The 14,816-nt window shown below is 44.4% G+C and carries 10 protein-coding genes and 1 rRNA gene; 4 read left to right on the top strand and 7 right to left on the bottom strand.

Going from position 1 to position 14,816, the window contains the following annotated elements; genetic code table 11:
- The first annotated feature begins 163 nt into the window (after positions 1-163).
- Positions 164-277, top strand: a 5S ribosomal RNA gene (gene rrf / locus F9Y84_RS15110).
- 1,202 nt (positions 278-1,479) lie between these two features.
- Here the strand turns inward: rrf and hemN are convergent.
- Together hemN and F9Y84_RS15100 are read right to left on the bottom strand one after the other, a co-directional pair.
- The gene (gene hemN, locus F9Y84_RS15105) at positions 1,480-2,850 is read right to left on the bottom strand and encodes an oxygen-independent coproporphyrinogen III oxidase (protein WP_147390285.1); all 1,371 of its coding nucleotides are present in this window, start codon (positions 2,848-2,850) and stop codon (positions 1,480-1,482) included.
- A gap of 110 nt (positions 2,851-2,960) precedes the next feature.
- A complete protein-coding gene (locus F9Y84_RS15100) occupies positions 2,961-4,991 on the bottom strand; it encodes a methyl-accepting chemotaxis protein (protein ID WP_147390284.1) in 2,031 nt (676 codons plus the stop codon).
- 128 nt (positions 4,992-5,119) lie between these two features.
- Here F9Y84_RS15100 and F9Y84_RS15095 point away from each other — a divergent pair, with 128 nt between their 5' ends.
- On the top strand, positions 5,120-5,899 hold the full coding sequence (locus F9Y84_RS15095) for a Rossmann-fold NAD(P)-binding domain-containing protein (RefSeq protein WP_147390283.1): 780 nt from the start codon (positions 5,120-5,122) through the stop codon (positions 5,897-5,899).
- Positions 5,900-5,901: 2 nt separating this feature from the next.
- Here the strand turns inward: F9Y84_RS15095 and hutH are convergent, their stop codons facing one another.
- The 3 genes from hutH to hutC all read right to left on the bottom strand — a co-directional run bounded on the left by hutH (position 5,902) and on the right by hutC (position 10,003).
- The gene (hutH, locus tag F9Y84_RS15090) at positions 5,902-7,443 is read right to left on the bottom strand and encodes a histidine ammonia-lyase (protein WP_147390282.1); all 1,542 of its coding nucleotides are present in this window, start codon (positions 7,441-7,443) and stop codon (positions 5,902-5,904) included.
- Between the two features lie 2 nt (positions 7,444-7,445).
- The gene (hutU, locus tag F9Y84_RS15085) at positions 7,446-9,125 is read right to left on the bottom strand and encodes a urocanate hydratase (protein WP_147390281.1); all 1,680 of its coding nucleotides are present in this window, start codon (positions 9,123-9,125) and stop codon (positions 7,446-7,448) included.
- Between the two features lie 161 nt (positions 9,126-9,286).
- The gene (hutC, locus tag F9Y84_RS15080; protein WP_147390280.1) at positions 9,287-10,003 is read right to left on the bottom strand and encodes a histidine utilization transcriptional repressor HutC; all 717 of its coding nucleotides are present in this window, start codon (positions 10,001-10,003) and stop codon (positions 9,287-9,289) included.
- A 171-nt stretch (positions 10,004-10,174) separates the two neighbouring features.
- Between hutC and hutI the strand changes: the two genes are divergently transcribed.
- Both hutI and F9Y84_RS15070 read left to right on the top strand, forming a co-directional pair.
- Positions 10,175-11,398: an imidazolonepropionase gene (gene hutI / locus F9Y84_RS15075; protein ID WP_147390279.1), complete on the top strand. Its 1,224-nt coding sequence runs from the start codon at positions 10,175-10,177 to the stop codon at positions 11,396-11,398.
- A 24-nt stretch (positions 11,399-11,422) separates the two neighbouring features.
- Positions 11,423-13,201 carry an EAL domain-containing protein gene (locus F9Y84_RS15070; protein WP_125252309.1) on the top strand — a complete coding sequence of 593 codons (1,779 nt, stop codon included), beginning with the start codon at positions 11,423-11,425 and terminating at the stop codon, positions 13,199-13,201.
- 30 nt (positions 13,202-13,231) lie between these two features.
- Here F9Y84_RS15070 and F9Y84_RS15065 read toward each other — a convergent pair whose 3' ends face one another.
- Complete coding sequence (locus F9Y84_RS15065; RefSeq protein ID WP_147390278.1) at positions 13,232-14,281, bottom strand: formimidoylglutamase; 1,050 nt, start codon at positions 14,279-14,281, stop codon at positions 13,232-13,234.
- An 18-nt stretch (positions 14,282-14,299) separates the two neighbouring features.
- Positions 14,300-14,803 carry a ribonuclease E activity regulator RraA gene (rraA, locus tag F9Y84_RS15060; RefSeq protein WP_125252307.1) on the bottom strand — a complete coding sequence of 168 codons (504 nt, stop codon included), beginning with the start codon at positions 14,801-14,803 and terminating at the stop codon, positions 14,300-14,302.
- Between the last annotated feature and the right edge of the window lie 13 nt (positions 14,804-14,816).

The raw sequence follows: 14,816 nt of genomic DNA, 5'->3' as shown, positions 1-14,816 counted from the left end.
TGTGAGGCATTAAGCTAACTCGTACTAATTACCCGTGAGGCTTAACCATACAACGCCAAAGTGGTTTAGCGACAGAAGTTAATAGACTGAAGTAGACAAAAGAATTTAATAGCTTTTTCCAGATTTATATTAATGAAGGATACTTCATTAATGAACAGAATTTCCTGGTGACTATAGCGTTTTGGAACCACCTGACCCCATGCCGAACTCAGAAGTGAAACAAAACAGCGTCGATGATAGTGTGGGCTTCCCATGTGAAAGTAGAACATCGCCAGGGCCTTATTAGATAAACCCGTTGCAGCAATGCGACGGGTTTTTTGCATTTGTAGTAAAGTACTTCCATGTAGTATTTCCCCTTCGCGTATCCATGCGCTCACTTCCTCGAACTGGAAGCGTTGCTTCGGTTTCTTGTGACCCAAACTCAGAAGTGAAACAAAACAGCTCGAAGGCGAGCCCGCGAAGGGTCGGTCCCGGTCAATGATAGTGTGGGCTTCCCATGTGAAAGTAGAACATCCTACTTCGTAGCGAGCCAGGGCCTTATTAGAGAAACCCGTTGCAGCAATGCGACGGGTTTTTTGCTATGTGGGATTTGGAAAAAATCTCATAAGATAATCAACACCTCACAAAGCAATCAACACCTCGCGAGGTAAACTCGCTCCCACCACGACACCACCATAGTGCTGCATTGGTAGGAGGCGGTTTACCCGCCGAAAAGAAACCCTTTGCAGCAATGCTGCGGGTTTTTTGCTATGTGGGATTTGAAAAGAAAGCTTCACAAGATAATCAACACCTCGAAAAGCAATCAATACATTACAAAACAATCAACACCTCGCGAGGTAAACTCGCTCCCACCACGACACCACCATAGTGCTGCACTGGTAGGAAGCGGTTTACCCGCCGAAAAGAAACCCTTTGCAGCAATGCAGCGGGTTTTTTGCTATGTGGGATTTGAAAAGAAAACCTCACAAGATAATCAACACCTCGAAAAGCAATCAATACATTACAAAGCAATCAACACATCGCGAGGTAAACTCGCTCCCACCACGACACCAGCAAAGTGCTGCACTGGTAGGAGGCGGTTTACCCGCCGAGCTGTTGGGTCTCTCAAACAAAAAGAATAAAACAGTCTACTCTGTAACATCGCGAAGTAAACTCGCTCCCACCACAACATCAACAAAGCGCAGCACTGGTAGGAGGCGGTTTACCCGCCGAGCTGTTGGGTTTCAAATAAAAAGAATAAAAACTAACTACATGCACTCACCTCAATGAAAGCAATCAATCTATGAATATTTACCTGTTTTAATGGCTGCTTAATTTACAGACGCAAGCCGAATGCTACGGTGTTAAAAACTCATTATCAACATTTCAGATTGAGAAGAAAAGAGCAAAGCTGTGACGTTATTTTTGGCTAATTAGGTAAGTGCCATTCGGTATTTTTGATACCGAATGGCAAAAATGAAGTAACTTGAAAGGTAAGGGCTAAATTACGCGTGAGAAGCGTGTAGTTTTAATTTGGTTTTGTAAATAAGCGTCAAAGCACATACAAATAATGCGGATAAACAGGTTCCCACTACTGGTGACTTTGATGGTGCGTTTAGTTAGCGTCACGAGTCCATCTGCAGCTAGCGGCGCTAATGCGGTGAGAGCTTGAGAAAAATATTCATCAAAATCAATATCAAAACGTTGTTCGAACTGCTCTTTATCTAATTCAAAATGACAAATAAGCTGCTTTATCACCGAGGCACGAATTTCATCATCATCACTTAATGTGATGCCTTTGCTAATAGCGCATTGCTTAGCTTCAATAGCTTGATAGTATGGCTTTAAGTCTTTCTCATTTTGCAAGATCATATGACCAACTTGCGAAATAGAAGAAACACCTAAGCCTAATAAGTCGCAGTCACCATGGGTTGTATAGCCCTGAAAGTTGCGGTGAAGATGGCCTTCATTTTGCGCCATAGCCAGCTCATCATCTTTTTTAGCAAAGTGATCCATACCGATGAATTGGTATCCTGCTGTAGTCATCTGCTCTAGCGTTTGTTTAAAGATAGCCAGTTTTTCGTTTGCACTTGGCATATCGATTTCCTTTAGCTTTCGCTGAGCTGCAAATCTATCAGGAAGGTGAGCGTAATTGAACACTGATACTCTGTCAGGAGACAGTGCGATAAGCTGTTCAATCGTCTTTTTATAGCTCTCTACCGTTTGAAATGGTAGCCCGTAGATCATGTCCATGTTGATAGACTTAAAGCCAAGCTCTCTTGCCTCAGTTAACGTAGCGAGCACTTCATTAAGTTGTTGTGGGCGATTTACTGCTGTTTGAACTTCGTCATTAAAATCTTGTACACCGAAAGACACACGATTAAATCCGAGCTGATGTAGGTGACGCATCATGTTCGGTGCGAGGGATCTGGGGTCTATTTCGATACCACGCTGTGCACCATCTGAAAACGTAAAGGCGTTATTCAACATGGTGATTAACCGAGTCATTTGCTGTTCGGTTAAGAAAGTGGGTGTACCGCCGCCTAGATGTAGCTGTTCTACCGTATAATGCTCAAAGAAAAGTGCTTTTGCGACAATCTCCTGGGCTAAATAATCAAGATACAGATCGGCTTTTGACTGATGGCGGGTGATGATCTTATTACAACCACAGTAATAACAGAGCTGATGACAAAAAGGAATGTGAATATACAAGGAAAGCGTTCGAGAGTTTGACCCCATTATTGCCGTTTGCAAGTCATTGTGGGAATAGCCTGTCTCTAGCGATAGCGCTGTTGGATAGGAAGTATATCTCGGACCTGAGATATTATACTTGCTGATAAGGGAGTCATTCCAAATAGGTAAATTAATCACGATACGCACTCTCGAGTTATAGTATTGACGAGAGTGTACTGCGTCCAAGCCGATTTGGGTTTGCCTCAGATCAAAGCATGCCGTGGTTACGGCATGCTTTAACGTATAGATTATAACTTAAATTGATTAACGGTTGAGTTAAGCGCTTTAGCCAAGTCATTTAAATCTCGAGCCTCATCAGCCAATACGTTAGCGTGGTTGGCAGTGCTATTAACTAGCTCATTGATTTGATTGAGGCTGTTATTTATATCTTCTGCCACTACCGTTTGTTGCTCAGTTGATGTAGCTATCTGATGACTTTGATCTTGGACTGTTTTTACTGACTCTGTAATTTCTGTTAAAGCGTTAAGGACTGCTTGAGTTTCTTCAACAGTACCTTCTGCACGCTCTTGTCCTTGTTGCATCATAACAGAGGCTTTTTGCGCAATTTGCTGCAAACGGGAGATCATATTACGAATATCGTCGGTTGATTCTTGTGTCCGGCTTGCAAGTGATCTTACTTCATCTGCTACAACGGCAAACCCTCTACCTTGCTCACCTGCACGAGCTGCCTCTATTGCAGCGTTGAGCGCTAGTAAGTTGGTTTGCTCGGCAATACCATTGATCACATCTATCACTGCTCCGATGTTGCTGGTTTCTTGCTCAAGACCTGCTACCACTTTTGTTGCCTCACCAATATGTAGTGCCAATTCAGTCATTACGTCTTGTGCCTGTGAAGAGCGGCTTGCTCCCTCATTGGTTACGCGTTGCACGACGTCAGCAGCTTGATTTGTTTCTTGTGCGTTGCGAGAGATCTCTGTGACTGTTGCGGCCATTTCAGTGACCGCGGCACTGACGCTATCTACTTGCTCTTTCTCACGCTGAATTTCACTATTTGTGTTGTTTGATACTTCACGTAGTTGTGCCGATGCGCTACTTAGTTGCTGTGCTTGTGCGGCGGTATCCAGCATCATGGCTCTTAACTTATCAATAAAGGTATTCATATGATGGGCAAGTTGACCCACTTCATCTTTACTGGCAATCTCGATGCGCCTTGTTAGATCTCCTTCTCCAGATGCAATATCACGCATGGTTTCTGTCAGCGCCACAATCGGCCTTGTGATCATCTGTGTAGCGATAAAAATCATGGCTACAATAATCATTATAATAACAATCAAAATGGTGATGATACCCATCACCGCTTCGTCGACAGGTTCGTTAATTAAAGAAACAGGTATAAGGATGCCGACATGCCAATCTAAAAGTGGATTGTCTAGTTTTACATTATCGTATACAACATAATATTCCTGTCCTTTGAAAGTGACACTTGCAAAGCCTACAGGGTTACTTTTTATTGCATTATTAAGAGCTGCAAAACCATGGGTATTATTAAATTGAGACTCCAGCCCATCTAGCCCTTCTTTTCCTTTAGCTCCTTCGTCCGTTGTTGAAAGTGAATGCCCTGTACGCTCGGATAAATGTACCACTTTTAAATCACCATCGAGTAAGAAGCCATAGCCCTTACCTTGAAACTGGATTTGCTCCACCATGTCATTTAATTTATTAATTTGCAGATCAACACCACCCATAGCTACGAGTTTGCCATTACTGCCATAAATGGGCTGGCGGATCACGGCTGAAACAGCCCCTGTGTTTATATCTGTGGCAATTGGGCCAACATACAACTGACCGACATCTAGTGTTTCTTGCCACCAAGGACGTTTATAAGCGTAGTAAGGTCTGCCATCAGAATAAGCTGAAGTTCGGTCGTTTTCTTTAAAGTACTCACCGGTATTGGCAGACGCGATGAAAGCCGAGAGAATATTTTCATCACCACGGGCTATCCGAACTAAGTCTTCGTTAACCTCTTGATAATCTTTATCACGACTAAGATCAGCACCGCGTGTTTTGTAATTCTCGAACCAATGGATGTTGTGTGGGGTAGAGACAAAGGTTTCAACGACTTTGCCGTACTGACCAAAAAATGCTTCCATGGCAAGTTTTTCAGCCTGAATATAGCTTTGTGTTTCCCGTTCAATCCCGTCTCTTGAGAGTGTTGCGATATGATTTACAAAAAAGCTTGATGCGATGATTAACAACATCGAAATAGTACCGCCGATCAACAGCAATATTTTCTTTCTTAGGGATAAATTCTCGAGCATGACAGTTCTTATTTTTAGCTTGTGCAAACAATAATAAAACCATAGATAAAAACAGAACGCTACCGTTTGCGTTGACTTGTTTTACATAGATAATACAAGTGAACTCAAAGGGTAAGGCTATTATTAAGATGAAAGTATTAAATCATAATGTTGTGGTATTAGGTGCAGGATGGCTAGGTGAGGCAATATGTCAACATGCTCAGCTACAAGGTTGGCAAGTTGAGGGGACGAGAACACAATTGCATCATACTCATCCTTGGTCTAGACAATTCGTGTTGACGGAGCAAGGCCAAGTTGAGCACTCTGTGACCCTAGAACATGCTTATTGGATCTGTGCTATCCCGCCAAGAGCCAGACAGGTTGATAGTAATTACCTTAACACCTTAGAGCAGGCTTTATCTCTTGCCAAGAAAATGTCTGCTAAAGGGTTTTTGCTTTGTTCTAGCACTGGGGTTTATGACACAGCTGACGCGGAATATGACGAGCAAGGCGCACTTGCTGACAAGTCAACTTTACGAGTTAGTATACTTAGAGATGCTGAAGAGCGGGTGCTAAATAGTGGCGGTAAGATTGTACGTCTTGCTGGTTTACAAGGGCCAAACCGAGAGCCTGGCAGGTTTGTTGCGGGTAAAGCGTTATCAAGCTCAGCAAATGCTCGAGTCAATATGGTACATAGGGATGATGTCGTTGCGGCGATAACTAGCATTGTTGCTCACTGGCAGGAAGCAGCAGATATCTATAACATTTGTTATCCATCTCATCCAACACGGAAAGCGTTTTACCAACGCCACTGTAAACAGTTGGGTAATCCAGAGCCGACGTTTGCATCCTCTGCAACTCAGGAGCGCATTATAAAAGCCGAGCGTATTACTGAGCTCGGCTTTGAGTATCGTCATGCGATTTATTGAGATTATGTAACTGGAGTTGACGGTAATAGCTGAGCTGGCAGTAGGTGTGCCAGCGCTGCTTGCTCCAGTAAATTATTTGCAGCTTCGATATCTGGCGCGAAATAGCGGTCTTTATCATAGAAAGTCACCACTTCACGAAGAATATGGTGGGCTTCTGTTACTTTACTCGATGGTTTAAGTGGCGCTCTAAAATCCAGCCCTTGTGCGGCTGCTAGGTATTCTACCGCCAACACACCTTGAGTGTTGTCGGCCATGTCTTGCAAACGCCTTGCTGCAAATGTGGCCATTGAAACATGATCTTCTTGGTTGGCTGAGGTTGGCAGACTGTCAACACTGCCTGGGTGTGCGAGTGTTTTGTTTTCAGAGGCCAATGCGGCTGCGGTGACTTGTGCAATCATAAAGCCAGAATTTACACCGCCATTATTAACTAAGAAGGGTGGTAATTTTGATAAACTTGAGTCGATGAGCAGGGCTATACGACGCTCAGCTAAGGCACCAATTTCAGCAATCGCGATCGCTAGGTTATCAGCAGCCATAGCAATAGGCTCTGCGTGGAAGTTGCCGCCTGAGATAATGTCACCGGCATCTGCAAATACCAATGGGTTATCAGTAACACCATTCGACTCAATAAGGATCACCTCAGCTGCTTGGCGGATCTGAGTTAAACAAGCACCGAGGACTTGTGGTTGACAGCGTAAACAATATGGGTCCTGTACTTTTTCACAGTCTACATGGGCGTCACTGATTTCAGAACGAGCTTGCAATATATCTCGAAACGCAAATGCAGTATCTATTTGACCTTGCTGACCGCGAACCTCATGGATACGTGCGTCGAATGGTGAGCGACTCCCCATCGCTGCTTCTATACTCATTGAACCAACTACACAGCTTTGGGCATAAAGATCTTCAGCTCTAAACAGGCCTTGCAATGCAAAAGCAGTGGATGCTTGTGTACCATTTAATAGCGCAAGGCCTTCTTTGGCAGCTAATGTAAGTGGCGCAAGTCCAGCGATCCTTAAGCCTTCTTTGGCATCAATGAGTTTGCCTTGATGACGTACTTGGCCTTCCCCTAATAGCGGTAAACACATATGTGATAATGGTGCAAGGTCGCCAGATGCACCGACCGACCCTTTCTTTGGTACGCATGGATAGACTTGCGCATTCAGCAAGGCTGCCAAAAACTCAATCACTTTAAGGCGGATCCCAGAAAACCCTCGAGATAGCGAGTTGATCTTCAACACCATCATGAGTCGGACAGTACTATCGTCCATCAGCTCGCCAATGCCAGCTGCATGCGACAGTACAATAGAGCGCTGCAATAACTCCAGCTCATCCTTAGCAATCTTTGTGTTAGCAAGTAGTCCAAAGCCGGTGTTGATCCCATACACAGTGCGACCTTCTTTAATCACTTGTTGTACAGTTTCTGCACTGTTTTCAATGGCAGCTTTTGCTGACTCATCAAGGCTTAAAGATACAGGGTGTTGGTTGATTTGACGCAAAATATTCAGCGTCAACTGGCCTGGGAGTAAATTTAGTGAGTACATGCTTACTTTCCTTCCAGCATTGGTAAATCAAGTTTTTGCTCTTTTGCACAGTCTTTTGCAATGTCATACCCTGCGTCTGCGTGACGCATCACACCGGTGCCTGGATCGTTCCATAGTACCCGAGATAAACGAGCGTCAGCTTCGTCCGTGCCATCAGCAACAATTACGACGCCAGAATGTTGGCTAAAGCCCATACCAACGCCACCTCCGTGATGTAGCGAGACCCACGTTGCACCGCCTGCGGTATTTAAAAGGGCATTGAGTAACGGCCAATCTGATACTGCATCGGAGCCATCCATCATTGATTCGGTCTCCCGATTTGGGCTCGCTACAGAGCCAGAATCTAAATGATCACGACCAATAACAATTGGTGCTTTGAGTTCCCCATTTTTGACCATTTCATTGAATGCTCGTGCAAGGCGTGCTCTATCTTTTAGCCCAACCCAGCAAATACGAGCAGGTAGACCTTGGAATTGAATACGCTCGCGTGCCATGTCTAACCAATTGTGAAGGTGTGGGTCGTCTGGAATAAGCGCTTTAACTTTCGCGTCTGTTTTATAAATATCCTCAGGATCGCCAGATAACGCAACCCAGCGGAATGGACCTATGCCTTGGCAAAACAGTGGGCGAATATAAGCAGGAACAAAACCCGGGAAATCAAAGGCGTTATCGACCCCTTCCTCTAGCGCCATTTGGCGAATGTTATTCCCGTAATCAGTTGTTGCAGCTCCGCGCGATTGCAGCGTTAGCATAGCTTTAACTTGCACCGCCATAGATTGTTTTGCCGCTTTTACAACCATTTGTGGATCGCTTTGACGAAGTGCAGCTGCCTGAGCCATAGTCCACTCTTGCGGTAAGTAGCCGTTTAGTGGGTCGTGCGCAGAAGTTTGGTCGGTCACTACGTCAGGCGTGATGTTGCGCTCAACCAACTCAGCATAAACATCCGCAGCATTGCCCAACAGACCAACGGATACTGGTTGCCCAGAAGCGTTAGCTTCATTAATGATAGCTAACGCTTCATCAAGTGTGGTTGCCTTTCGGTCGACGTAGCGTGTGTTAAGACGAAAATCAATTCGTGATTCATCACATTCAACAACGAGGGCGCTAAAACCTGCCATTGTTGCTGCGAGTGGCTGCGCGCCGCCCATGCCGCCAAGGCCACCGGTTAGGATCCACTTGCCTTTTGCTTCACCATTGAAGTGTTGTTTTGCCATCGCGACAAAAGTCTCGTATGTGCCCTGTACAATACCTTGTGAGCCAATATAGATCCAAGAGCCTGCGGTCATTTGGCCATACATCATCAGACCTTTTTTATCCAGCTCGTTGAAGTGATCCCAGTTCGCCCAATGTGGTACTAAATTTGAGTTAGCAATTAAGACACGAGGCGCATTACTGTGAGTTTTGAATACGCCGACCGGTTTACCTGATTGCACCAGTAAGGTCTCATCTTCTTCTAAGCGGTCTAACGTTTCGACGATTTTATCAAAACATGCCCAGTCGCGAGCGGCACGACCAATACCACCATAAACCACCAGTGCATTAGGGTGCTCAGCCACTTCAGGGTCAAGGTTGTTCATTAACATTCGCTTTGCGGCTTCGGTAAGCCAGCTCTTTGCGGTGATCTCTGTTCCCCGTGGTGCGCGGATCTCGCGATTTGGGTCTAATCTTGGGTTATCACTCATTCTGCTCTCTCCTGTTGTATATACAACCTAAGTGAGAAGTCTAGTGGAAAGCATAGTTGAACTTCGCTTCGTTAGGTTGTGTGCTTATTTTTTACATAATAAGCGCGTTATTATGTGTGTTGATGATGTTGCCGTAGCGCTTTAGCCACGGCGTATTGTATTTATTGTTTCTGTTTAAAGGTGAGGTGCCCACCTAGTCGGTATTTACTGCCTGGTGAAATGAGGCGTGCAAAGCTGACAATCCCTTTTGCTGACCAAGTTCTGCGGATCATTTGCAGACAGGCTTCCTCATTATACAGTCCAAGCCATTGGCAAACTTCTTGTGATGGCATAATGGCTTCCACCGTATGTCTTGCTTCAGTCAGCGGTGCAACGTGAGATAAATACTCATGTGGTGTGATCTGTTCAAAGTTTTGGTCAAGATATTCAGGCGCTGACAGCGGATTTACAAAGCGCTCTTCAACTTGCAGCGGTTGCTCATTTTCATTATGAACGATAACGCTTCTATACACAGGTGCATCAGCTTCAACACCAAGAGCGATAGCAATAGGTGCAACGGCTGCAATTAATTCTAGCGTTAATACTGTACAGGTGTACTTGCCATTACGTGCATTCACCTCATCAGCAATGTTTCGGATCTCCAATAGGGAAGACTGAGATTTAAAGCTTGCTACAAAAGTACCTAACCCTTGGCTACGAGTTAAAATTCCAGCTTCAGTGAGCTCGCTTAGTGCACGCCTTGCAGTCATTCTACTCACTGTAAACTGATCCGCTAATTCATTTTCCGAGGGAACCCGGTCGTTCTCGTGCCAACGAGCTGCACGAATGTTGTCGATAATATACTGTTTTATCAACGCAAACTTTGGAAGATCGGCCACTGTTGTTATCTCGAGTTAGTATTTATGTAAATAAAGATGGCACATTTATCTTGTATATACAAGTTTGCCTGTTAGACTCAAGGCATAAATTTATGGTCTCTACACTTCTCTAATTGAGCAATTGCGGACTGTTTCACCTCAGAGTATTCAGGTTTAGATAGGAAAACGATAATGTTAGAAGCTGATTTATTGATTATTGATGTTAACCTGGCAACCATGGATCCCGCCCTTGATAACCCTTATGGAGCAATAGAAAACGCGGCTATAGCTATCAAGGACGGTAAAATCAGCTGGCTTGGCCCTCGTTCATCACTGCCGGAAATCGATGCGCTAGCGACGCCCATTCACAAAGCGAATGGCCAATGGTTAACACCAGGGTTAATTGACTGCCATACGCATATTTTATTCTCAGGATCTCGAGCCAACGAATTTGAACAAAGGTTACTAGGCGCATCCTATCAGGAGATTGCAGCGCAAGGTGGAGGGATCGCAAGCACGGTCAAAGCAACGCGTTTAGCCGATAGAGAGTCCTTATTTGTAAATGGCAAAGACCGTCTCAACAGCCTTTTAAGAGAAGGAGTGACCACAGTTGAGAGTAAATCTGGCTACGGTCTTGATGTTGATAATGAACTGAAATTATTGGAAATCAATCAACTACTGAATGATCACCACCCGATTGATGTCCATAGCACATTTTTAGGTGCGCATGCGCTACCGCCGGAATATAAAGATAATAGCCAAGCTTATATTGATTTAGTATGCGATACGATGTTGCCTTTAGTTGCGGAGCGTCAATTGGCAACTGCTGTGGATGTATTTTGCGAGAATGTTGGGTTTTCATATCAGCAAACCAAACAAGTTTTTGAACGAGCACAAGCTCTGGGGCTAAAAATAAAATGTCATGCTGAGCAGCTATCTAATCAGCATGGGAGCGAACTGGTTGCCGACTTTAAAGGGTTATCTGCTGATCATATTGAGTATCTGGATGAAGCGGGGGTTAAGGCGATGGCGAAAGGAGATGTGACAGCTGTGTTGCTGCCCGGCGCTTTCTATTTCTTGAGAGAAACACAAAAGCCCCCGATTGAATTACTCAGAAAACATCAAGTGGCTATGGCAATAGCCAGTGATTTTAACCCAGGGACTGCACCACTTTGTTCACTTAGGTTAATGCTAAATATGGCCTGTACCTTGTTTAGAATGACGCCAGAAGAATCCCTCTGTGGTGTGACGAGAAATGCAGCCAAAGCACTGGGTCTTAAAGACCGCGGTATTTTAAGGATTGGTATGCGTGCAGATTTAGCGTTATGGAATATTACTCACCCTGCCCAGTTAAGTTATCAATTTGGCATAGCTGACCTGTCAAATTTGTGGATCTTGGGTAAACTTAGTCAGTAATGAAACCTTTATAAGCAGTTAATTATGCTCTCAATTTCAACAGCAAATGGCAGTGTCACAGAAATATTGCTGTCTGAAGGAATCGTGCTACTCATTACGCCATTGACGGCGGGGATCGTTGGCGCAGTGCTAATGGGAGCACTTGCTCTATTACTCACGCGCTCCAGCGCAACGCTAAAAGTCGCGCATGTGACTAGTGCGATTGTTGCTGTGTCACTGGCACTGACTGGTGACGCCATCCTTTTATACCTGCTGACTTTGGTATTGCTCTTATATTTGTTCGAAGGCTTACAAACTCACAGAAGCGGCATGCTATTAATTAGTATGACGGCTATCATTGCTCTAATTTCATGGGTTGTGTCTGAATATGTGTGGGTTAGTGCTGCTCAATATAGTGCTATTGCTATTGTTGTTATGTACATTTTGCTGCTGATTTATCAGACATATCAACAAACAGAGATGCTAAGTCGGGAGGAGGAAGATAGCGATGACATTGAGCATGAAAGCTTAGGATTGCCAGGAAGACAAAGTTTTAAGCGTGCGTTTAATGAGTATAGGCAAACGAACGGCCATTCTTGCATGCTTGTACTGGTTCGACTGATGGGCTTTGAACAGGTTAACTTTCACTTAGGTCGTGAGTTTGGCGATCTGCTTTTAGCTCAGTCAGCGAACCGTGTTGCTCAATGTTTGCAGTCCGGCGACGTGATGGCGATCACTCATGGTAATGAAACGGCTAAAATGGCACATTTGGGCGGTCTCAACTTTGCGTTTGTATGCTCTTTGCAACACGGCAATCATTTACACGAGCAGCTTATCGAAGAAATCGCAAACAGCACCTTAAAGCCATTTAATGTTGGTAGTTGTACTTTAGAAATCACAATGAGAGCAAGCTATGTCAATTGTGATGAGGAAATGGGTCAATTAGAGAATTTGATCTCCTGTGTATTTTTGGCACTCGATTCCCAAATTGCAACCCACCAACAAAGCCTTCAACAGGTAGTGCCTTATCAACAACGCATGCAGATCCATCGCCTTGAGCAACAAGTTAGGTTATCGGAGCTTGCTAAGATCAATTTTAGATCTGAGTTTGAGCTTTATTTTCATCCAGTTATTCGCCATGAAGATAATGGGATCGAGTTTGTTGAGTTGTTACTGCGCTGGCAACATCCCAAACAAGGGATCTTAAGTGCACATGAGTTTATTGATGATATTCGTTTAGTCGGGCTTGCCATTCCTGTCGCTCAATATGTATTGGAGCGAGCATGCGAGATAGCATTGGCGCTCAAGATGGAAGGGATCGCTGTACCGATCAGTATTAACGTTTTTGGTGCTGAGCTGTTAAGTGAAAGTTTTATCGAATTTATTGATTATACTTTGCTACATCATCAGTTAAGTCCGGGGGCTATTATTATTGAATGCCCAGCGAATATGCTGGCTGAATTAAATGAGCAAGAAATTGCGATGATCAGTAGGTTGAAAAGCCTTGGTGTAAAAATGTGTGTTGATAGCTTCGGGGATGCTCCGCTTGTTTTGGCTAAGGTACCCGCATTACGATTTGATTATGTGAAACTCTCTCGAAGCATGACGCAGGAGCCTGAGTCGATGGGACATACAAAGTCTTTGGTAAAGGGAATTGTTGAAATGCACCAAGAAAAAGACTGTTTAGTCATCGGTGAGGGGGTTGAATCTACGGGGCAGCTAGAGTTTGTTAAGAGCATCGGAACAATCGCAGCTCAAGGTTTTTACTTTTCTAGACCACAAAATAGTAATGTATTGATTAGTTGGCTGAAGCAAAACCTGTAATACCAATTTACTTGCTTCAGCTAATTGGTATTACGTGTGTCGCGTGCTGATGTAGGCGTTAGCAAGACTAGTTAACACTTGGCCACAATGCGCTAACCCAGTACGCTCTCCAAGTGGATGCTGGGCCGGTGCTGCTTCACAGAGGTGGACGTATTTTGTATTCGGATGCTGAGCTAAACGGTAGACAAAATACTCTGCATCATCACAGGTAAAGCCTTGATAAGTAAGTGCACTAGCTGGCATTTCAATAATTGCATCGACATCTAACTCGACACCCAGAGGGGCATGATGAGGAAGTTGTGCGAGTGCTTTGTCTAGCGCCTCAGGCAAGCTCAAAGTTCGCCGTGTTTTTATTGCTTGATAGCTCGAAAAACCAAACCCAGCTTTACCTAACTGCTCCAAAATCGTTTGATTATTTTTATGCTCATGCAAGCCGATAACATGATAACTAGATAAACTGCCTGCTTGGTACGCATAGTTAAAGCCATTTCCGCTATGCCTTCCCTCACATGCTCTAAAATCGGCGTGAGGATCAAAGTTAATAGCGCACGCCGCTTGTTGAGTTGCAACGTGATATGCCTGTAAAATACCATAAGCGTTGTTGTGGCCACCACCTATGATTATAGGCTCCAAACCGGCTGCAAAAATCGGAGTCAGTGCGCTAATCACTTGCTTGTCGACCTCTGAGCACAACTGTCTTAATCTATCTAGCTGTTCAGTATCTTGATTACTTAACTCACAAGAGGCTGCTTGTATTTCTTCTATATTCACTTCACCGAGTAGAAGAATTTTATCGCCACCAAGAAATTGGTTATTAGGTTGGTTGAGAAAACGTTGGAGGAACGCCTGCCAGCCAAGTGCCGCGCCACCTAAACCGCAATTAGCTCGAGGGCCAATGTCTTCGGGAATACCGAGCAATACGTAGCGGATCCCAAATTGTGCAGCATCTTTTAGTGATGCTGCATAATCATGCTCACATTGTAAAAAGCTGATATTTTGCCAAAGGCGCGTTTCCCCAGCTCTGGCGTTTACAAATTGTGAGATATGGCTTTCATCATATATACGAACTGCAGTATTCATGACTTATTCTTCTGATGTTTAATCTACTTCGTTTTCGTCTTCTAAGACCAGCTCTTCTGCTGAGATGATGATGCCTGTCGAGTCGGCATAGACGAAGTCATCTTCATAAAACGAAACACCAGCAAAGTTTACAGGGATCCCGACTTCACCACTGCCACTACTGTCTGCTGCCACTGGAATAGATGCGATCGCTTGAATGCCAATATCGCTCTCTTCTAATTCATCGACATGGCGAACAGCACCATAGACAATAATACCTTGCCAATTATTCTCAACAGCGAGCTCTGCTAAATCAATATCAATTAAGGCGCGTCTGGTAGAGCCGCCACCGTCAACGAGTAAAACGCGACCTGTGCCATCTTGTTGCAGCACATCTTGGATTTGCTCGTTATTCTCAAAACATTTGACGGTAGTGATTCGACCACAAAATGATATTTGGCCGCCAAAGTTGATGAACATAGGCTCTAGCACGTCCACCACATCGGCAAAGTGGTCGCAAAGATCAGAAGTGCTGTATTCCATATTGGATCCTCGA

This window comes from Pseudoalteromonas peptidolytica (genome assembly GCF_012641745.1).
GTDB lineage: Bacteria > Pseudomonadota > Gammaproteobacteria > Enterobacterales > Alteromonadaceae > Pseudoalteromonas > Pseudoalteromonas peptidolytica.
This window is presented reverse-complemented; position numbering and strand designations above follow the sequence as displayed.

Coding starts and splice junctions, on each gene's coding strand:
- F9Y84_RS15100 (WP_147390284.1), bottom strand. CDS start 4,991: ATGCTCGAGAATTTATCCCTAAGAAAGAAAATATTGCTGTTGATCGGC.
- F9Y84_RS15095 (WP_147390283.1), top strand. CDS start 5,120: ATGAAAGTATTAAATCATAATGTTGTGGTATTAGGTGCAGGATGGCTA.
- hutH (WP_147390282.1), bottom strand. CDS start 7,443: ATGTACTCACTAAATTTACTCCCAGGCCAGTTGACGCTGAATATTTTG.
- hutU (WP_147390281.1), bottom strand. CDS start 9,125: ATGAGTGATAACCCAAGATTAGACCCAAATCGCGAGATCCGCGCACCA.
- hutI (WP_147390279.1), top strand. CDS start 10,175: ATGTTAGAAGCTGATTTATTGATTATTGATGTTAACCTGGCAACCATG.
- F9Y84_RS15070 (WP_125252309.1), top strand. CDS start 11,423: ATGCTCTCAATTTCAACAGCAAATGGCAGTGTCACAGAAATATTGCTG.
- F9Y84_RS15065 (WP_147390278.1), bottom strand. CDS start 14,281: ATGAATACTGCAGTTCGTATATATGATGAAAGCCATATCTCACAATTT.
- rraA (WP_125252307.1), bottom strand. CDS start 14,803: ATGGAATACAGCACTTCTGATCTTTGCGACCACTTTGCCGATGTGGTG.